Origin of the sequence: Paenibacillus fonticola DSM 21315 (assembly GCF_000381905.1) — a bacterium.
In the GTDB taxonomy this organism is placed as follows: Bacteria; Bacillota; Bacilli; order Paenibacillales; family Paenibacillaceae; genus Fontibacillus; species Fontibacillus fonticola.
Genome location: NZ_KB907252.1, coordinates 102,258 through 122,114, shown reverse-complemented (window position 1 = coordinate 122,114; position 19,857 = coordinate 102,258). Strand labels below are relative to the sequence as shown.

The 19,857-nt window shown below is 46.2% G+C and carries 16 protein-coding genes and 1 riboswitch; of the genes, 11 read left to right on the top strand and 5 right to left on the bottom strand.

What is annotated here, in order from left to right:
- The first annotated feature begins 5 nt into the window (after positions 1-5).
- Both G358_RS0109970 and G358_RS0109965 read left to right on the top strand, forming a co-directional pair.
- Positions 6-833 carry a carbohydrate ABC transporter permease gene (locus tag G358_RS0109970; RefSeq protein WP_019637070.1) on the top strand — a complete coding sequence of 276 codons (828 nt, stop codon included), beginning with the start codon at positions 6-8 and terminating at the stop codon, positions 831-833.
- 7 nt (positions 834-840) lie between these two features.
- Positions 841-2,769 carry a glycoside hydrolase family 127 protein gene (locus G358_RS0109965; protein ID WP_019637069.1) on the top strand — a complete coding sequence of 643 codons (1,929 nt, stop codon included), beginning with the start codon at positions 841-843 and terminating at the stop codon, positions 2,767-2,769.
- A 567-nt stretch (positions 2,770-3,336) separates the two neighbouring features.
- Here the strand turns inward: G358_RS0109965 and G358_RS0109955 are convergent.
- On the bottom strand, positions 3,337-3,942 hold the full coding sequence (locus tag G358_RS0109955; protein WP_019637067.1) for an SLOG family protein: 606 nt from the start codon (positions 3,940-3,942) through the stop codon (positions 3,337-3,339).
- Positions 3,943-4,159: 217 nt separating this feature from the next.
- Here G358_RS0109955 and G358_RS0109950 point away from each other — a divergent pair, with 217 nt between their 5' ends.
- The gene (locus tag G358_RS0109950; protein ID WP_019637066.1) at positions 4,160-5,053 is read left to right on the top strand and encodes a DUF6612 family protein; all 894 of its coding nucleotides are present in this window, start codon (positions 4,160-4,162) and stop codon (positions 5,051-5,053) included.
- Positions 5,054-5,555: 502 nt separating this feature from the next.
- Here the strand turns inward: G358_RS0109950 and G358_RS0109940 are convergent.
- Together G358_RS0109940 and G358_RS0109935 are read right to left on the bottom strand one after the other, a co-directional pair.
- Positions 5,556-6,059, bottom strand: coding sequence for a hypothetical protein (locus tag G358_RS0109940; protein WP_019637064.1), 504 nt, complete (start codon positions 6,057-6,059; stop codon positions 5,556-5,558).
- 324 nt (positions 6,060-6,383) lie between these two features.
- Entirely contained in the window at positions 6,384-8,753 is a 2,370-nt protein-coding gene (locus G358_RS0109935; RefSeq protein ID WP_157274320.1) for a DUF2339 domain-containing protein, read from the bottom strand.
- A gap of 787 nt (positions 8,754-9,540) precedes the next feature.
- On the opposite strand from G358_RS0109935, the gene G358_RS31645 reads away from it, so the two are divergent.
- From G358_RS31645 to G358_RS0109900, 6 genes are all read left to right on the top strand, one after another.
- A complete protein-coding gene (locus tag G358_RS31645) occupies positions 9,541-10,713 on the top strand; it encodes an SEC-C metal-binding domain-containing protein (protein WP_019637061.1) in 1,173 nt (390 codons plus the stop codon).
- A 58-nt stretch (positions 10,714-10,771) separates the two neighbouring features.
- A riboswitch (TPP riboswitch) is annotated at positions 10,772-10,875 on the top strand.
- A 209-nt stretch (positions 10,876-11,084) separates the two neighbouring features.
- Positions 11,085-11,774 carry a thiaminase II gene (tenA, locus tag G358_RS0109920; protein ID WP_019637060.1) on the top strand — a complete coding sequence of 230 codons (690 nt, stop codon included), beginning with the start codon at positions 11,085-11,087 and terminating at the stop codon, positions 11,772-11,774.
- Positions 11,775-11,853: 79 nt separating this feature from the next.
- Positions 11,854-12,699 (top strand): hydroxyethylthiazole kinase, encoded by an 846-nt coding sequence (thiM, locus tag G358_RS0109915; protein ID WP_019637059.1) that lies wholly within the window; start codon positions 11,854-11,856, stop codon positions 12,697-12,699.
- Positions 12,696-13,511 carry a bifunctional hydroxymethylpyrimidine kinase/phosphomethylpyrimidine kinase gene (thiD, locus tag G358_RS0109910; protein ID WP_019637058.1) on the top strand — a complete coding sequence of 272 codons (816 nt, stop codon included), beginning with the start codon at positions 12,696-12,698 and terminating at the stop codon, positions 13,509-13,511. The genes thiM and thiD overlap by 4 nt, the downstream gene beginning before the upstream one ends.
- On the top strand, positions 13,511-14,179 hold the full coding sequence (gene thiE, locus G358_RS0109905) for a thiamine phosphate synthase (protein WP_019637057.1): 669 nt from the start codon (positions 13,511-13,513) through the stop codon (positions 14,177-14,179). The genes thiD and thiE overlap by 1 nt, the downstream gene beginning before the upstream one ends.
- Positions 14,180-15,003: 824 nt before the next feature.
- A complete protein-coding gene (locus G358_RS0109900; protein WP_019637056.1) occupies positions 15,004-16,248 on the top strand; it encodes an outer membrane protein assembly factor BamB family protein in 1,245 nt (414 codons plus the stop codon).
- Between the two features lie 545 nt (positions 16,249-16,793).
- Here the strand turns inward: G358_RS0109900 and G358_RS29835 are convergent.
- The gene (locus G358_RS29835) at positions 16,794-17,009 is read right to left on the bottom strand and encodes a hypothetical protein (protein ID WP_240479999.1); all 216 of its coding nucleotides are present in this window, start codon (positions 17,007-17,009) and stop codon (positions 16,794-16,796) included.
- A 179-nt stretch (positions 17,010-17,188) separates the two neighbouring features.
- Between G358_RS29835 and G358_RS0109885 the strand changes: the two genes are divergently transcribed.
- Positions 17,189-17,530 (top strand): hypothetical protein, encoded by a 342-nt coding sequence (locus tag G358_RS0109885; RefSeq protein ID WP_019637053.1) that lies wholly within the window; start codon positions 17,189-17,191, stop codon positions 17,528-17,530.
- Positions 17,482-17,700: a hypothetical protein gene (locus tag G358_RS0109880; protein ID WP_019637052.1), complete on the top strand. Its 219-nt coding sequence runs from the start codon at positions 17,482-17,484 to the stop codon at positions 17,698-17,700. The genes G358_RS0109885 and G358_RS0109880 overlap by 49 nt, the downstream gene beginning before the upstream one ends.
- Positions 17,701-17,819: 119 nt before the next feature.
- On the opposite strand, the gene G358_RS29830 is transcribed toward G358_RS0109880, so the two are convergent.
- Positions 17,820-19,700 (bottom strand): S-layer homology domain-containing protein, encoded by a 1,881-nt coding sequence (locus G358_RS29830; RefSeq protein ID WP_019637051.1) that lies wholly within the window; start codon positions 19,698-19,700, stop codon positions 17,820-17,822.
- Positions 19,701-19,857: the final 157 nt, after the last annotated feature.

Genomic DNA, 19,857 nt, shown 5'->3' with positions numbered 1-19,857 from the left:
GGAGCATGAAGCAACCGACTTGGGTGAAATTAGCGGCACATCTGTTTCTCATTGCAGGCTCTGCCGTGATGCTATTTCCGTTTATTTGGACGATCGCCACCTCCCTCAAAGACCTTAGTGAGGTGTTTACGTACCCGCCGCGTTTTGTGGGCGAAAGGCTAAAGTTTGAAAATTATTCGGCGATGATTGAACGGTTTCCGTTCTTTCGCTTCTCCTTTAATAGCTTGAAAATCACGGTCATCGTAACGATCGTGCAGCTGATAACCAGTTCCATGGCGGGTTATGTATTCGCCAGGCTGCGCTTTCGTTTTCGCGAAGGGTTGTTCGGGCTTTATCTGGCTACGCTGATGATTCCGCCGCAGGTCACGATGATTCCGAATTTCATTCTGATGAAGTTCTATGGATTAATGGACACGCATGCGGCCCTGATTTTACCGATGCTTGTCTCGGCATTCGGCACCTTTTTGCTGCGCCAGTTCTTTATCACGATTCCGGATTCACTGGAGGAAGCTGCCAAAATCGACGGCTGTACCCCGTTCGGCATCTACTGGCGAATATTTGTGCCGCTATCCAAGCCGGCTATGGCGACGCTGGGTATTTTCATTATCATGGGTACCTGGAATGATTTTATTAATCCGCTGATTTTCCTGAATTCCATGGATAAAATGACGTTAACGTTAGGGCTGGCCAATATGCAGGGCATGTATTCGACGGACTGGCCTTCGCTGATGGCCGCGACGGGATTAAGCGTTCTTCCGATCATTATTGTTTTTTTGTTCGCCCAGGATTTGTTTGTCCGCGGGGTGACACTATCAGGACTGAAGGGGGAATAGGAGTATTATGAACAAGGTGCATGTGAAGAAGATTGATTTTGCCGACAATTACTGGTATCCGCGAATGAAGCAAATGGCTGAGCAGGTTATTCCTTACCAATGGAGCGCATTAAATGATCAAATACCGGGAGCCGAGCCCAGCCATGCGATTGAAAATTTCCGTATCGCAGCGGGAGAAACGGATGGCAAATTCCACGGCATGGTGTTTCAGGATAGCGATGTGGCCAAATGGATAGAAGCAGCCAGCTTCAGCCTGCAGCACACGCCGAATGCTGAGCTGGAGCAGATTATCGATGCGGTCGTGGACTTGATGGAAAGAGCCCAGCAGGAGGACGGCTATTTAAATACCTATTTCACGGTCGCTGCTCCCGAGCAAAGGTGGAAGGATCAAAGCTTCGGCCATGAGCTATACTGTGCAGGCCATTTGATCGAGGCAGCTGTTGCTTATTTCGAAGCGACGAAGAAACGTAAATTTCTCGATATTATGTGCAGATATGTTGATCTCATCGATCGCGTGATCGGGCCGGAGGCAGATCAGCTGCAAATCTACGACGGGCATGAGGAAATTGAGCTCGCTTTAGTTAAATTGTACCGAGTGACAAAGGAGGATAAGCATTTAAAGCTCAGCCAATTTTTCGTTAATGAACGCGGCAAGCAACCTAGTTTTCTGGAGAGTGAACCTACTTTTGGGAACGATTTTAAAGACCGGTGGTTTGCCTTGGACTATCACCAAGCCCATGCTCCGGTCAGAGAGCAAGAAACCGCAGAAGGTCATGCCGTTCGGGCGATGTACTTATATTCTGCTATGGCTGATCTCGCCTTGCTGACTGGGGATACAGGCTTGAAGAATGCCCTTATTGAGTTATGGAAACATGTGACCACCAAAAGGATGTATGTGACGGGAGGTTTGGGTTCTCAAGGCCATGCGGAACGGTTTACGGTAGATTATGACCTGCCTAACGATACGGCGTATACCGAGACATGTGCTGCGATCGGACTGATCATGTGGGCAGTGCGCATGCTGCAGCTGGAGCCGAATCGTGAATATGCCGATGTGATGGAGCGAGCGCTATACAATGGAGCGCTGAGCGGAATTTCACTAGACGGGACAAAATATTTTTACGTCAATCCATTGGAGGTTCATCCCCAGGTAGCCAGATATCGTTACGATATGAAGCACGTCGAGCCGGAGCGGGTTCCGTGGTTTGGATGCGCCTGTTGTCCGCCCAATATCGCGCGGTTGATCTCTTCGCTGGATCGCTATATTTATACTACCGCTGGGGACAGTGTCTATGTTCATCTGTATGCTGCGCATGAATGCAAGCTGGAAGTCGACGGGCAGCAGGTTGGCTTGGTGATGGATACGCGCTATCCTTGGGAAGGACATATTGCTGTTCAAATCCATGCGGCTCAGCCTGTGGAATTTGACCTTTGTCTTCGACTGCCGGCATGGGCGCCGTCTGCCAAGCTGAGGGTAAACGATGAAGCCATCAATGTTCCATCCGTCATTGAGCGAGGTTATATAAAGCTTCGCCGTCAGTGGCGGGAAGGTGACCGGGTCACGCTGCAGTTGCCGATGTCCGTGCAGAGGATCGCCTCCCATCCAAAGGTTCATGAGAACGCAGGCAAGGTTGCCTTGCAAAGAGGCCCTGTCGTGTATTGCTTGGAGGAAGTAGACAATGGGGCAGATCTAACCGATATTCGTCTGAATCTGTCATCGTCATCGGACTTCAAAGCAGAGTATAGAGACGATCTGCTTGGAGGAGTTGTAATCATTCGTGCGGAAGGAGAACGCTCCGATCTTCGATACTGGGAGGGGAAGTTGTATGATGGGTTCCAGCCCGCTTATGTGACAGTCCCCGTCGTCGCCGTCCCTTACGCGCATTGGGGCAACCGCAAGCCTGGTGAAATGCTCGTATGGATGAGGCAGGGTTGAGATAAATAAGCGGAAATGCTCTTAATTTGAAGCAAGGCATGGCGGGAGAAATGAATTTTTTATAATTAATATCAACATTAAACTTTAACAGAGCCTAATCAAAAGCCATTAGTCCTACAAGTGCTGGACTAATGGCTTTTTGCGTTATTCGTATCGACTCAATCAGGTTTTGCGTATCAACTCAAGCAGGTTTGATGAATGTTAAATCGTGCTATTTGATGAATGATATAACTGGATGGGGATCATAGATGGAATTTTGGTGTCTAAAACCTAAAAGCGGGCATAGAGTGCGTAATTAACTGGATTTCGTGTCATTAAAGACGAAGTTTAGAGCCGGGAAAGGTGAATCAAGCGTTTTTAGATACATGAAATCCATCTATAATCTCGATACTGGCTGATTAGAACAGATTAAATACATGAAATCCAATTAAATTGGATAGCCAGGGAACCAGCTCATCCCGGCTTTTTTGCAATCAATAAATTCAAGCCATAGATCACGATCAAGGCTAACGTTCAGGCTCACGCCCAAGCTCACGCCCAAGCTCACGCTCCAGCTCGTGCTAACGCTCAAGGCTCACGCTCCAGCTCGTGATCAAGCATTTCATAGGTTTGTTCTTCTTCAAATTGGGTTTCTGCATCATCATCGGCAAGGGATTGGATTTCTTCGGCACTTATGGTGAGGACTGAATATCCATCCTCCGATTGCTTACGAAGGGCCCGCTGTTTAATAAACTTGGGGCTGCCCTCGCCCATTTCCTCGTCATAGACGAGAAGAATTCCGTCTGTCTTCCGCAGTAGTAAATCATCTCTGGCTATGAATTGCCACTTGCCTTGGTAGGGCTCTTTGCTGACGGCCGCATAATAATCGATGTTACGCAACAACTCTTCGTAATAACCTTTTTTCTCATCGCTCCACTTTTCTTCCGGATTGCTGAAGGCTGTAATGATGGAGCATTTCAACTGCGGGTATTGTGCTTTGAGCGAGATGGCGGCTTCACAGGCCCATAAATCAACGCCATATTGTCCAGGGGTAATTACCCACTCCAGTCCATCTTCAAGAAGTGGAATAAGTTTATTACGGATCGCCTTTTGTATATAAGGAATCCCTTGATGTTTGTTGTTGAATATGCCAAGCTCATGAGCGCGGTAGCCAGTAACGAATAAGTTCTTCATGACAGCTCCTTAGACTATAGAAAAATATAGCTGATATACTGCTTATTATGATAGATTAGCAGTCGTAATATAGCTAGAACATTGAGTATAAAGTTTCATTTTTATAGGTAATTTGGTGTGGTTCTGTGAGTTAATGGGTCTATGTACCCGGTTGACTAATGGAGTTATTTGGTTAATATGTTTAAGAGACTTATACCATATTTAGGAGGATAACATCTTGAAGAAACTGACGGCAGTATTATTGGGGGCAATTTTATTAGTAGGGCTTACCGCTTGCGGCAAAGACAAAGAAGCAGCGGGTGCCAATGCGAACGCCTCAGCGGCAACGAATGCGAACTCTGCAGAAACGAACGCGAACTCTAAAGAAGCACCAGAAACTCAGGCATTGCCTACTGTGGATGAGCTTATTACTAAAGCTACAGAGGCAAGTAAAGATTTGAAGAGCTTCTCTATGATAGCGGATGTTGAGCAGAAAGTGACGATGGAACAAGATGGAGAAGAGCTTCATGAGAATATCGACATCAGTATGACTATGGATATACAGCAGGATCCAATTGCGATGTATCAAGAGATGACGATGGATTTGGGTGCGCAAGGAAAAACGGAAATAAAACAGTATATTACAGACGAAGGAATCTACTCGCTGATTGACGGTACGTGGGTTAAGCTGCCGGCTGAAAGTTTGGGTGATTTAGTTGCGCAAATGGAAGCGTCCGCCAACCCTGAGGCTCAACTGGAGCAATTTAAATCTATTGCGGGTGACAGTAAGGTAACCGAAGAAGGCGATGAGTACATCTTATCAGCCGACTTGTCCGGAGAAGGTCTTAAAGAACTGGCGAAAGACTTGATGAGCCAAGCCGGAACCGGTAACGCAGAGCAATCTGAAGCTTTAATGGAAATGATGACAATCAAGAGTATTAAAATTACCAATGCGATCAATAAAGAAACTTATCTTTCATCAAGAGCTGATGTAACCATGGAAATGGAAATGGACATCGAAGGTCAAAAGATGACTATGGAAATGGTTATGAAGAGCACGATTTCGAATCACAATAAAGTGGAAGAAATCAAAGTTCCTCAAGACGTAATTGACAGTGCAATAGATGCCTAATAGGTAAAATAGGAAAAAAGGCGAAATAGGCAAACAGGGCACCGCTGAACCATTGGTTTGGCGGTGTTTTTGGTGTCTTAGAAGATAAATAGCCCCCTGTACGCAGGGAGGCTTAAAGGCTGTAACTGTTATATAATTTTATGACTCGGTTCATTCAGTGCCACCCAAATTGGAGCAGCAGCTCAATAAAACGTACTATCCATGAATGGCTAAGATCGTAAATACGGCATAGAAAACCGAGTAAAATGCTCCTAATCCAACAATCCAGGCAAATAAGTTGCTCTCATTTTTATACTCTGTTTTTGGGTTTTGCATGTGAATCAGCTCCTTATCGCTGAAATAAATATTTGTGAACAAATTGTGTCGTCCTTATTACATATTATTAAACATTTTGTGTCTAAATTCAAACACTTTTTTTAAAATCTTGACAAAAACAAAAAATAAAATAACCGCAGCGCCGATTTAGTGCAATCGGGTGCGGTTGAAATGTAAATTTACACCACTATCGTGATGTGCTTTGACGGGTAAAGCCTTCGTCATTCAAGTATTCTTCGGCTTCTTCCCGGGTTTCGAACACCATTTCCAAGCTGGAGCCGGCGTAAATATACCATAGATCATCCTCCTGTTTCAGCTGGAGAGACTGCTGATTGGCATCGAACCAGTCTTCAACATAGGAGTGAGCCTGATGCGTATCGTTAGTCGTTGATGGCGAATCAGGAGCCGGGCCTGAAAGAGACAGAATAGATTGCTCAATTAAACGGCGCAGTTGTTGATCTGAATAGTCGCGAATATTGACAAATCCTTTGTCGTTAATCTGAAATCTGTAATCCTCTATCAGCCCCGCGTAAACGAAGCCATTGCCGTTAGGATGCAGATGATAGCCAACTGTTTTTTTATCCAGAACGCTATCTTCATAATGAAAATTCACACGGCCGAGTGAAACATCTTTTCGCTGCAGCTGAGGGAACGATTCGAAAATAGAAAGCTTCTGTTGGAATGTGAGCATGTACTACAGCCTCCCTTAATGCGATAAAAATTTATTGTGCCGTGATTATATCATAATTTGATACAAAAGAATTTCAGCGAAAGCTCAGGGGGAAAACCGCCATGACTCGCCATGAAATCGCTATAAAACCGCCATGTAACTGCTATAAAACCACTATAAAACCGCTATAAAATGCTATCCGGGGGCTGTTTACAAAGCAACGGGTTAAAGGGTTTTGGTAGAGCACTGCAAAACCTTAATTCATAAAAGAGTGGGTCAGGGGATCAATCCCTCTGGCCCACTCTTTGTCAACAGTCCTGCCTGACGATTTTTCATCAATGGAGCTTAGTTTACAGGAGGAATGGTTTCTTCTTCAACATCCTGTTTCTTTCTATACAATAATCGCGAAGTGATAATCCCGGCCAAACCTAATGCAATGAACAGTATGGCACGAACCGCAACAGTTACCCATGGCAGGTCAAGTACGATGACTTTCAGTAATAGCAGGAACAAGAAGACGACTCCCGTCAGCCTGACGCTTGATTTGTTTGCGATAATACCGAAAATAATAATAACTACGGAGTACACGATCCAGACTGAAGACAAGGTAAGGTGCCGAATTTCAATATTTAACGATTCAGTCAGGATGTTTGTGATTTGGGTAAGGAATAATAGGCCGAACAAAGCTTCGCCCCAGTTAAACACCTTCCATAGAGAGAGTACCCATTTCGGCTCCTGCTGTCTTTTTACGACAAAATAAGGAATCGGGAAGCTAACCAAGAGTAAAATCCAAGCCAAAGTCTCCGCAGAGAAAATCTGGTCTATCCAATGAAACATAATAAGCAACGTACTATACAAATACAAAGTTAAACCGACAGATTGCTGCAAAACGCTTCTGAGTTTAATGCCGAACAAAAAGGATAATAATCCAATGATGAGCAGAACGGATGCTCTGAAATCTGCAGTAACATTTTCAATCAGGAATAATACCCAGCTGTATGTAGCGATTGAGGCAAACAAATCCGCCATCCCTTTTCGCTTAAAGGACGTGAGAGCAGTAATGCTATACAGTACAGCCAATAATGTAATAAGTATAGAATATGCTGGACTGTCATCTATTCCATACAGGCCTATAATCCAGAAAGATAACAGAATGAACCCGATCGGAAGCAGGATCATCTGGTCAAGCTTGTGACGGTAACGATGGGTTACGGTAATGGTATAAAGCACCAGGTGCTGCACAATTACCGCAATTAGAACTAGATACTTGCTCTTATCATAGTCTCCTTGCGCATAGAGCAGAAGAAGCGGGACATGCAGCACGGCAAAAGCGACAATGTACGCTCCGCGAAAATCAAAGCGGACGGATATTAGCATCATCGCGATTGAAAATAATGCTTCATACAGTATAAACATCCACGGATTGTCAGGAGACTTGATGAGAAACGGGATGAGAAACCCGGAAAGCATTGCAATGATGACTAGTGTCTGCGAACGGTGCTGTACTGCCGTAAATATGCCAAAAATGATGGACATTATGTATAGTACAAAAGCGATGCCGATTGGAAGTATGTCGTATAACATATGGGCAGCGAAAAAGGTTAACACCAATATGGCATTCGCTCCGCCCAAAAGCACCTGTCCTAACGCTTCCCGCTGCTGCTGAACTTGTTTGTTTCCAAACCAGTACATAGCTACGGCCAAGACGATGCCTAGAAGACAACGGACGGGCTCACTTAGGTATCCGGCGTTTACAGCGGCCATGAACCCCCACATTACCCCTAACAACAGCACTACGATGAATACACGAGGCAGCCAAACACGGGAAATAGTATATTCCCAGTCGTGGGACGGCGCTGGTTTGCCGGCGGGCAACTGTGCTGGCACTCCCTGCTGATGGTAGTGGTGAGACTGCTGTGGGTAGTTGGGTTGTCCGCCCGGCATTGGCACTTGTTGCATCTGCTGTGAGTAATGAGGCGGCCCCTGCTGTTGTGTATGGTGAGAGTGCTGTCCTCCCGTTGCAGGCCCTTGCTGCAACCCGCTCTGCTGTTGTTGCTGCAGCTGCTGCTGCTGCTGCTGATGTTGTTGTTGAAGCTGCTGTTGCTGGTCTGGCCTGTTCTGAGGGTCCCATATAGGCGGCCCCTGCTGCTGTGCGTGGTGAGAGTGCTGTCCTCCCGTTGCAGGCCCTTGCTGCAGCCCGCTCTGCTGTTGTTGCTGCTGCTGCTGATGTTGTTGTTGAAGCTGCTGTTGCTGGTCTGGCCTGTTCTGAGGGTCCCATATAGGCGGCCCCTGCTGCTGTGCGTGGTGAGGCGGCTGCCCCCCCGTTGCAGGCCCTTGCTGCAACCCGCTCTGCTGTTGTTGCTGCTGCTGCTGCTGATGATGATGATGATGATGATGATGATGATGATGTTGTTGTTGTTGAAGCTGCTGTTGCTGGTCTGGCCTGTTCTGAGGGTCCCATATAGGCGGCCCCTGCTGCTGCGCGTGGTGAGGCGGCTGCCCCCCTGTTGCAGGCCCTTGCTGCATCCCGCTCTGTTGTTGTTGCTGCAGCTGCTGCTGATGATGATGTTGTTGTTGTTGTTGCAAAGGTTCCTGACTGTACTGTTGATGCTCACGTGGAGAAGAGGATTCCTCGTTTTGTTTCAAATCAGATAATTGTTGTGTAAGTTTTCTTAACTGTTCCTCCAATTCGCTGATCTTTTTGTCTTTATCCAACTGTAAATCACCTCTGACTTTTCTGAATGGTAGTAATCATAGCGGCAACCACTTATCGGCTTAAGGTTTCGTAAGCTCTTACTAAGTGATCCCCATTATATGGAAGTGGAGCGCTTGGTTTTAAAGGGATTATATGCTATATATTACCGCGAGTAAATACATCTCATGGGGGAATTCCCTGATTTAGATAGTAAAAAAGGACATTCCTGAAGCTTTCAGGCGAAACGTCAGTATCTCGAAAACAGGCAAGAGCTCTCGGTGCGGATTCAGCGCCAACTCCAGCTACGCGAACGATTATGTATGATATTTCATTCATAATCCTGCGTTTGGCAGCTAAGTGGGTGATTATGTATGATAATTCATAAATATTTCCTATGTCTGGCTGCTACAAAATCGCTTGTGTATTATATTTCATCCATAATCCTGCGTATGGCGGCTAAGTGGGTGTTTATGTATGATAATTCATATATAATCCCTACGTCTGGTTACAGCTTTCAAGCTGACCGAAAATCGCGTTTCATCCTATTTAATGGAGTGTAATCCCGTTTATTAACATCTAAATTTTATAGTACAAATTGCCGCAAAAATATTCCGTGACCTTAATTGTGTGGTATTATATGTAGTTGAGTCTTAATAGAGGCTGAATTACTCAATGTAGAATCGGTATGCAGGTCAGGAAACGGTAATAGTTTTTTCTTACTTAATAGCATGAATGAACGAAAGAGTATAACTGTTCTGGCGCCTATAAGAGAAGAAGAACGAAGGAATTGAAAGAGGAGAACTGAACTTGGAAGAGTACAACAATTTACTTGAACAAATGAATATCCAGCATGCAATTATAGGAGATGTGACGACAAGCTTGCCTGACATACTTCATGATTTGACGAAGGTTCGTCTTGCCTCACTTGCTTCGGCCTGTAATTTGCCTGGGCGTTCAAAAATGAAAAAACAGGAGCTCATACAAGCGCTCATAGAACATCTGACAGATGCGGATCATCTGGAAGCTGCTTTGCTGATTACGAGTGCAATGGAATGGCAATTGTTCGAATCCCTTCTTCGCCAGTCCGTTCTGCACAATAATTTCATACAGTTTGAGCACTACAGCTACTTAATGGATCGCGGCCTCGTATTTACTTACTTTAGTAAGGGAGGGCTGTATGTCATTATTCCGGATGAAATCAAAAACGCCTTTACTAAGCTGGATGCCGCAAGTTTTAATCAGAAGCACGGAAGCATGCAGCTGATTTATGAGTATATACAATCCCTTTCAAACTTATATGGGGTAATTAAGCCGGCGAAGCTGCTGGAAATTTACAATGCACAGAATAATGTTGCTTTAAGCGAAGAAGAGTTCATGGAGCGTTTTGAGAAGCTGAAAAACAGGCAGCAGAGCTTTTTCATGCTGAAGGGATATATTGTGAACAGCTATTTGGCACCCGAGGAATCACCGGGAGAGCTGGAAGAACTTCTGATTCAAATAAAGGATAAGCCGCAATATGTTCCGGAACGTAACGAACTATTGAAATATGCGGATGAATTCTACTTTGAGATGACGCCGCAGCTCATGAAGCTGAGAGCTTATATTTTGAAGGAAATATGCCGGGATACAGAAATGGTGGACGACTTAATTGATGACATTCAATTGGCTTGCACGATGGAAGCGACCCCACAAGATCTGATCTTTGAATTTGAAAGAAGAGACTTGCAGTTTCAGAGCATGGAGCAGGCTGACATTATTGTTGCCTTAATGAATGATGTGTATAACCATACTAGATTATGGATTCATGGCGGGCATACCCCGTTCGAAATGAATCGGCTGAAGGGAAATATCCCGCTTAGATCAGCAAATCGTCCCTTGAGCGCACTTAACAAAAACCAGGTGTCTGTAACAAAGATTGGCCGCAACGAGCCTTGTCCTTGTGGCAGTGGATTCAAATATAAGAAATGCTGCGGGAAATAAGCATAGAAGTTTGACAACTCCTACAAAGACAGATACAGTTAATAATGAAAATGAATAGGAAGTCCACTAGGGGAGCCGTCAGCGGCTGAGATAAGAACGTTTCTTGGACCCTTTGAACCTGATCTAGTTCGTACTAGCGTAGGAAAGTGGAGTCGGACCAATGCATGAATGCCTGACACTTACTCGTTCTTGTTTTCGTGTTTAGGTGACGTTGATAAGGCCGCTCCATATCCGGGGCGGCTTTTTTTGTTGTATTGCGACCGAATCGCGGTATGCAATTTCAATTTGGGCCGGATATACTTCAACTAACAATGGGGTCATCCTCAACGGCTTCCAGATCATATTCTTACATTATTCGGAGGTGGGGAACAATGAGTTTTACGCAGGGACTCCGTCAGCAGGCGGACGGGATTTTTCAGGCCATTTTTGAACATCCTTTTGTAAAAGGAATTGCTAATGGCAATTTGCAGAAGGAGCAGCTGATTCATTATGTCAAGCAGGACCATGAGTATTTAACGGCATATATGCGGATTTATGGCATTGCCATATCCAAGTGCTCCAGCCGGGATGAAATTGAAATGTTTAATCAGCAAATTTCCTTCATTTTAAATAGCGAAGTAGGTCCGCACCATAACTTCTGCACAGCCGCTGGAGTAACGTATGACGAAATGCAGGGCTATGCGCTGGCTCCGGGGGCACACCATTATATTCGCCATATGCTGACCGTTGCCCACGAAGGAAGTTTAGCGGAAATTATGGCGGTGCTGCTGCCTTGCCCGTGGACGTACTTGGAAATCGGCGAGAAATTAATGAAGGAAGTGCAGCCGACTGAGAGTCATCCATTCTATGAGTGGATTCATTTCTATGCGACCCGCACGACAACTACTGCGAAATTTTGCGAATGGCTCGATAAGTGGGCGGAAACAACGACCGAACTGGAGCGAGAGAAGATGACTGAGCATTATTTGCTTAGCTGCCAGTTGGAATACATGTTTTGGGACATGGCATATAACGTGCAGGATTGGCCTGTACCGATGAAGACTGAGGTATACGCACTATAAGAGAAAGAATGGCTTGATCCTTGATCTACTCTGAATTTATAGATTGGTTAATTTTAATAAGAAGTGAGGCCGGATCACAATGAGTACACTTGAAAACAATATTTCAGCTCTTCTTACGAAGGTTCAAAGGAATAAACCGCTCATTCATAACATTACCAATGTGGTAGTTACTAACTTTACTGCGAACGGGCTGTATGCGCTAGGAGCTTCACCTGTAATGGCCTATGCTCCCGAGGAAGTGGCGGATATGGCTAAAATAGCTGGGGCGCTCGTTCTTAATATCGGGACCTTATCTACCGCGCATGTAGAGGCGATGATTCTCGCCGGATTATCGGCCAACGAACATGGCGTTCCTGTACTGTTGGACCCGGTCGGCGCAGGAGCTACGAAGTTTCGCACAGAATCCGCGCTGAAAATTCTCCGCGAGGTAAAAGTGTCGCTCGTGCGGGGGAATGCAGCAGAAATTGCGAATCTTGTCGGTGAAGCGCGTGAAATCAAAGGTGTTGATGCGGGAGATAGCGCTGATAACGAGAATGCACAGCTTGGGCTGCGGGCAGCTCGTCATTTGAATGCCGTAGTAGCAATCACTGGAAAAGAGGACGTTATTACGGATGGCCAGGTGTGCCGGGTAATCAGCGGTGGAGACGCCATGCTGACCCAGGTGACCGGAGCAGGCTGTTTGCTGACATCGGTGCTTGGCGCCTTTGCTGCAGTAGAGAAAGATCTGCTGTTGGCTGGTACCGCTGGACTGGCGTTCTACGGAGCGGCTGCAGCCCGGGCTGCAGAGCGCACGGCGAGCGTTGGGCCAGGCAGCTTCCAGATCGCTTTCCTTGATGAGCTGGCCAAACTGCATCCGCACTCGCTCAAAGGCTATTCGGCAGTTGCCGAATTTCCAGCTCCAGCCGCAGGGGGAACATTAAAATGAGTACACCTATACCGAGAGCCCTTACGATTGCCGGATCGGATAGCGGGGGAGGGGCAGGAATACAGGCTGATCTTAAAACATTCCAAGAGCTGGATGTGTTCGGAATGTCAGCCATTACGGCCATTACGGTGCAAAATACGTTAGGCGTTCAAGGGGTATATCCACTGCCGCCCGAAGCCGCTGCAGAGCAGATCGATGCCGTAAGCTCCGATCTTGGAGTCGATGCGTTGAAGACGGGGATGTTGTTTAGCGCTGATATTATTACGGCCGTATCCGAGCGGATCCGGGAACACGGCTGGCGCAATGTTGTGGTGGACCCGGTGATGATTGCCAAAGGGGGCGCAGAGCTGCTGCTGTCAGACGCCGTACAGGCTATCAAGGAGCGCCTGCTGCCGCTTGCTCTCATCGTTACACCGAATATCCCGGAAGCTGAAGTTTTATCGGGAATACGCATTCAGTCGATGGAGGATCGCCGGGAAGCCGCGAAGCGAATTTCCGCTTATGGTCCGGCAACGGTGGTGATCAAGGGCGGGCACGATGAAGGAAGCGAGCGGGTCACCGATTTGCTGTATGACGGGGCGGCTTTCACGGAGTTTTCCGGTCAGCGGATTGATACTCCGCACACCCATGGCACAGGCTGCACTTATTCCGCTGCGCTTGCCGCCGGGTTGGCGAAGGGATTATCCGTGCCGGAAGCGGTGGAGGCCGCGCGGGCATTCATTCAGGCGGCGATAGAGGACGGGTTGGGGCTGGGGCAAGGGCATGGCCCGACCAACCATTGGGCGTATCGCCGGAGAGGGGAGCGGCGCTAATGAGCGGAAGCGTCTCGCCAGAGCAAATGCGACAATACCTGCGGATGTACCTGGTTGTTGGCAGTGTAAACTGCCAAACAGAACCCATTCGCGTTGTGGAGGAAGCATTAAGCGGAGGGGCGACGATGATCCAGCTCCGCGAGAAGGGCCCGGGGGCGCTGGAAGGAGAGGCGAAGCTGGCGCTCGCCCTTCAGCTGCAAGCCGCCTGCCGCCGCGCCGGCGTGCCGTTCATCGTCAATGATGACGTGGAGCTGGCCGCCCGAATCGGCGCCGATGGCATCCACGTCGGACAGGACGATGAGCCGGCTGGCTCGATCCGCGCCCGGATGGGCAGCTGTATTCTCGGCGTATCCGCCCATACGGTGGAAGAGGCCCGGCTGGCGCTGGCCCAGGGAGCGGATTATATCGGCGTTGGCCCGATTTATCCTACTGCTTCAAAAGCTGACGCCCAACCAGTACAGGGCCCCCGGATGATCGAGAAGATGCGTAAGCAAGGGATACAATTGCCGTTGGTAGGAATTGGGGGAATCACGGCGGAACGGGCCTCCGAAGTGATTCGGGCTGGGGCAGACGGCGTGGCGGTCATTTCTGCGGTTACGCAGGCCGGCGATGTCCGCGAAGCGGTACAAACGTTCATAAAGCAGGTCGGAAATAAATACTTATCCTGAGCCGCTTATAAGCAAGTCGGTAGTAAACAACTTATCTTAAGGCGTCAATGAGCAGGTCGGTAGTAAACACTTATCCTAAGGAGCCTGTGAGGAGATCGATAGAATTAAACACTTATCATTAAGCGCCTATAAGCAGGCCGCAGATCCCATAAGGGCAATCTGCGGCCTGACTCATTATTTTAAAGTTTGCAGTGATGGCCTCTCTTTCTCAATCGATGTCATAAATCATCCAATTTACACAATTTTACGGACTCAACTGAGAGTTGAGAGACGGCTGGCAGATATAACTGTATTTTTAGTAACTAAAAAACGCTGTCTGTTGGGAACACGACAATTAACTGGATTTCGTGTCATTAATATAAGGTAAAGGGAGAGGGAAGGCGATTTTCTTGTTTTTAAATACACTAAATACTATTATTTTATCGCAACCATTCTAATCTGTTGAAATAGATACTTCAAATCCAATTAAAACCAAAAGGAGGTGCAGGATAAAAGCTGTTTCAGCGCGATCGGCAAGTTAAAGGTATATCAAGACCTACTAGGGCACACTTACTATTGAATGCTAGAATACCCGAACACCCGACTGCTCGATGTACGAACATTAGACTCCTGGATCCCCGTATACCCTGCTGCTCGATACTCGCACATTCGAATGCTAGACTCTCAAATGCTCGAATGTCCGAATGCCCTTGCGTAGAGATCGTTAGTTTACAGCGGTGGAGATAGGTTTAAAGGCCTGGAATCCGTTCATATTTCATGACTAGAGTCCGATATTAAAGTTAATTAATCATTCAAATCAAGCAGCAAATAAAAGGAGTCATGACATGAGGAAAAAGATAGGTTTCAAGCTAGTGTTGGTAATAGCGGTCGTACTTAGTTTTATTCCGGGAGAAATTTGGGCGGCCAGCTCTTCGGTGCATCCCAGCAACCAATGGTCGAGGCAATCCGTCTATAAATCACCAAAGCAGCCGATAATTAAATGGGCAGTGGATTTGGGGCAGGACACGGGGAATATGGTTATCGATTCCAACAATACTATCTATGCTGTCGGACAGTATAACTTTGCAACGAAATTAACGGCCGTTTCGCCAGACGGTAAAATTAAATGGAGCGTGCAATTGGAAGGGGAAACAAATGATCTGGCGCTATATAACGATAATACGATTGTGCTTTCTATTTTTGATGCCAAAAACGGCTCCATCATTGCCGCCTATTCGACAGACGGAGAGCTAATATGGGAGAACAAGTATGCAGATGCCACCTCTGCTTTTCAGCCGATCGCTCTATCTTCGAACGGAACGATTGTCGCGACAACCCGAAAGCAAACAAACGATTGGCAGGAGGAAGAGGCCAGAGTCATTGCGCTATCCGTCACCGGGGAACAATTGTTTGATATTTCGACCACATGGAAACATAAGTATTTAAAAGTCTCTTCTCCTATTATTGTGAAGGATCACATTTATTTCACGGTAGCCCAAGGAACGTATCGGCAATTGAGTAAATCCGGAGCGGGGACTGTTGATTATTTCAACGGCGGGAAGCTCATTAAAATGGATTTGAACGGTAAAATCAAATGGAGTGCTGCTTATAAAGCGGAATATAACGAGGTTTCTCCAGTTTATACGAATAACTTGATCTATGTTCAATCTCAAGGAGCTTTATTTATGTTTAGCCCAGAAGGAGCTCTCAAAAAAACAATTACTGACGAAAAGGGATACAATTTCTCTTATAGTCCATCGTTTAGCGAGAACGGTACCTTTATTTTCGGGCACAGATTATACAACTCAGCGGGAAAGCTGCTGTGGAGCTTTAACCCTCAAGATGACCTGAAAAGCAAAAAATATATCCAGAACACCGTCTTGATTGATCGGGATCAGAATGCGCTGTATACTTATCGGCTTTACGACGATGGAATTAAGAGTGGGGTCACCTCCGTGAATTTGAAAACGAAAAAAACAAATTGGAGTCTGCCGTTATACCAGCATATGAGTTCGCCTCCGGTTCTCGGATCTGATGGAACCTTGTACGTAGGCGGGGACAGGAAGCTGTTCGCAATTAGCGAAAAGTGAGCGCACAGGGAAGTTCAGTACACTACATAACATTACCTTACATAACGTTCACATTCGTCGCATTACATCAATTTACCTTACCCCAGCTCAAGCGCGAGCGGATAGCCGGGCATCGAAGTTCATGCTCAGCTCAAGCGCAAGCGGATAGCCGGGCATCGAAGTTCATGCTCAGCTCAAGCGCGAGCAGATAGCCGGGCATCGAAGTTCATGCTCAGCTCAAGCGCAAGCGGATAGCCGGGCATCGAAGTTCATGCTCAGCTCAAGCGCAAGCAGATTGCCCGGCATAGTAGTTCAAGCTCATGCGGGTACCCGAAAATAGTCATAATTTTGCCCACTTTCGAATAAGATGTATCAGAGACATTGCCCTTGTTTTCTGTACAACCTTAGGGAGTGGGGGATACTGTGAAATGCAGATGGACAAACAGGAAGCAACCCCCCAGGAGCGATGCTTGGCGTGGACGGCTTCCTGTTTTTTTCATGGCTTAGTGAAATCAACCGCAACATGGCGGTATTAGCTGCGTCAGAATTGCCTTTACAAGCTTTCTTCATTTAGTAACCGTCTCAGCCTGATCGGCAGCTTTGGGATGATCATTGTGGGCTTCCATGCTTTTAACTTGCTGGGTTAAGAGGTGTAGGGCGGCATCCATCTTGTCTATCTTTTCACCCATCGTTTGCAAAACATACTTGATTAAAATGAAGCTCAATGTGACGGGAAATCCGACATTTGTGATCAAGGAAATCATGTCTGTGACCTGCATCATTGCTCCCTCCTTTCTGTGAAATGTCCCTTCACTATATAGAGCAAATAAACAGGAGATTTTACAACTAAAGACTAGAAATAAATGTTATAATTTCAATAAATAAGTTAATTCTTCAGTTGTTAAATTTGTTTGAATTTTTCCCTACATGTAGAAGATGAATTTGAAAGGGGGAGGTCGCTTTGGAGGAACAACAAACCGTGTACGAGCATTACAGAAAAGAAGTGTATCGGATCGCCTGGCGGATTCAGTATAAAGCAAAAGTTGTACGGAAACGGGAATGTTCATTTGGTGGAGTAGAACCAGCCACATCCAATTTCACCTCATCTTCTGATAACAAAATCGTTGTGAGACAGCTGATTAATGCCCTCCCGTCGGACACAGGAAGAACGATTATTTTCAAAATTTATTTGCAGGACAAGACGGAAACCGAAGTTGCCCGCGAACTGAATATGAGTCAGCAAGGGGTGAACAAATGGAAGCGAAAGATGATCAAGGAATTGTCACGGATGGTGAGTTCTTAAAGCTGCTGTATAAAGCGAGGCAAAATGATGCGGAGTCCACCCTTAAGCTCATCGAGCTTTATAAGGGGGATATTCTCAGAGTTAGCAAGTTCATTCACACGTCGGAGGAAGATGCCGTTTCGGATATTATTTTAGAGTTTTTGGAGTTGATCAAGAAGCAAAAAGAATAGGCAGAGCCCTATGAAGGGGTCTGCCTGTTTTTCTTTTTTAAGCGCCAAAATTTTTCACTAAAATAGTTACAAAACGGTTGTTATTAGTGCAGCGGAATTACCCTTATTATTGGGAGCGTTTAAGACGTTATAGCGTTAAAGGCTTGATCCAGCAATTCCTGGAGCTTCTGCAAACAGACATAAGCCTGCTCTCGGGTCATATTACCGGACGGATCAAATTTGTTATCTCCAACCCCGCTAATGAGTCCTAAATGGACTGCTTTATATACGTTGTCTTTTGCCCAAGGGCTGATTTTGGCATCATCCAGGAAAGTGACACTCGAGCCCGGAACGGGAAGTGAGTCCGAGGATTGACCGGACATGACTTTATTGTAAATGTTCAAGAGCAGAGTGGCTGCTTCTTGCCTGGTGATGGTGCTTCCGGGAGAAAACGTATTTTCAGAAGTTCCTTTGATCAATCCCAAATGATAACTATAGGAGATGTCCCGGCTGTCAATATCTTTAAAAGGCGTGCTAATTTCTCCGCTTTGTTTGCCCAAAATATTCTCATATACTTTAAGCGCGGCTGTGGCAAATATACGCCTGTCGATCGGAATTTGGTAGTTATTATCATAGTTGATATCGATAATCCCGTTACTTTTGGCTTTATTGTAGTAGCTCTTTGCCCATGAGCTAACTTGCTCTGTCCCGTTGTCTTCACGGACGTGAATATGAACGAAACGATATGTGACGAAGTAGTTGGATAGACGAATGCTAACCGTTCCTGCCGACTTGGCCGTAACATTGCCGTTCGCGTCTACAGATGCTACAGCGGGGTTAGTGCTGCTAAATTCCGGCTTTAAAAACTCTGTCCCAGAACCGGGACTAAGCTTTCCCACGGAATGAAACAGCTGCAGCTGTTCTCCTATTGTAAGTTTAATGTTCTCTCCTCTTAGGGTGCTCTGGGGAATCATATTAAAAAAGACGGTTTCATAGCTAATAGACGTTTCTTGTCCACTCTTCGTATACAACCCGGTAATTTCGACCTTAAAGCGGTCATCTTCCGTAAAATTAGCAATCATGTCTGGTCTGAAAATAATGCAAAAAGGAATGCCAAAATTGGAGGTCTCCACATTGAAGTATTTTCCTTCTTTATCTTTGTCTTGCTTGTCAAAGTGCCAGGTCTGTCCGTCAGACGCTCTCACTAAAGAAACGCGAATATTGCTGGTTCGTTTATTATCGTACTTCTCCGTATTTAAAGATACCGACCATGGATGATTTGTCATGAAGACTTCACTGGGAAAATGCCCGGCAGAGGGCCAGCTGATATAGTCATAGGTTACTTCACTCGCGGCTCTGCTTCGATCAAAGGCGTACATCGAGCTGAACGGAAGGAGATTTTCCGTACCTCTGAACGTGAATCCGAACATCGTCGTTGTCATTTGCGGATTGATGATCCATCTCCGGTGACCCACGCGATCAATATTTCTGTTGTCCGAGTCGGGCATGTACATCTCCATTACGCTTGTATAAAGAGTGGGGGTCCCATATGCAATGTTGCTGCTTTTGGAACCGGCATAGCCTAATTGGTAAAGGGCCTGATTCATCCCTGCAGGCTGGGAGGGAGTATGGCTTAAGCTGTTGTTGAGCGCATTGATGAGTGCGGATGCCTGCTCCTGTCCTTCCAGGCTCCAATCGGGCAGGATATCATCCGGAACTCCGGCTAAATAACGTGCCCAGTTGACGGCAGCGATTCCGTCTAGTATGTATTCTTTTTTTAATTTTCCTGCCTCATAGGGAGCAGTATAGGCAGGGATTTTCTCGAAAACATCATTTGATTCCATGTATCTGTCATTTTTGTCTAGAGGAAGATATCGTTGGAACGTTTTGATGATTTCTTCTTTGCTTCTCTGTGCCACGTTTTGCTGCACGTTTTGACCATAGGCTGTATCGTGATAAACCAATGATAGAAATAAACCTAAGGCCATGACGGCCATTAACCTGGTAATGCTGTTTTTCATGAAAAGACTCCTTTACTGAGGATAATGATTCAAGATCTCAACACTATTAATATCGGAAAAGAAGGCAGCTCCATCAAGTAGATTCAAGGAGAATCTGGACAGCTGCAAAATCGCATTCGCCACGCCGGGATTAACTTTATAACTTTAATTTTATACT

What these genes read in the sequence shown, in the direction of transcription:
- G358_RS0109970 (WP_019637070.1), top strand. Translation starts at nt 6, where the DNA reads ATGAAGCAACCGACTTGGGTGAAATTAGCGGCACATCTGTTTCTCATT.
- G358_RS0109880 (WP_019637052.1), top strand. Translation starts at nt 17,482, where the DNA reads ATGGAAGCGAAAGATGATCAAGGAATTGTCACGGATGGTGAGTTCTTA.
- G358_RS0109900 (WP_019637056.1), top strand. Translation starts at nt 15,004, where the DNA reads ATGAGGAAAAAGATAGGTTTCAAGCTAGTGTTGGTAATAGCGGTCGTA.
- thiD (WP_019637058.1), top strand. Translation starts at nt 12,696, where the DNA reads ATGAGTACACCTATACCGAGAGCCCTTACGATTGCCGGATCGGATAGC.
- G358_RS0109940 (WP_019637064.1), bottom strand. Translation starts at nt 6,059, where the DNA reads ATGCTCACATTCCAACAGAAGCTTTCTATTTTCGAATCGTTCCCTCAG.
- thiM (WP_019637059.1), top strand. Translation starts at nt 11,854, where the DNA reads ATGAGTACACTTGAAAACAATATTTCAGCTCTTCTTACGAAGGTTCAA.
- G358_RS29835 (WP_240479999.1), bottom strand. Translation starts at nt 17,009, where the DNA reads ATGATGCAGGTCACAGACATGATTTCCTTGATCACAAATGTCGGATTT.
- G358_RS0109965 (WP_019637069.1), top strand. Translation starts at nt 841, where the DNA reads ATGAACAAGGTGCATGTGAAGAAGATTGATTTTGCCGACAATTACTGG.
- thiE (WP_019637057.1), top strand. Translation starts at nt 13,511, where the DNA reads ATGAGCGGAAGCGTCTCGCCAGAGCAAATGCGACAATACCTGCGGATG.
- G358_RS0109955 (WP_019637067.1), bottom strand. Translation starts at nt 3,942, where the DNA reads ATGAAGAACTTATTCGTTACTGGCTACCGCGCTCATGAGCTTGGCATA.
- tenA (WP_019637060.1), top strand. Translation starts at nt 11,085, where the DNA reads ATGAGTTTTACGCAGGGACTCCGTCAGCAGGCGGACGGGATTTTTCAG.
- G358_RS29830 (WP_019637051.1), bottom strand. Translation starts at nt 19,700, where the DNA reads ATGAAAAACAGCATTACCAGGTTAATGGCCGTCATGGCCTTAGGTTTA.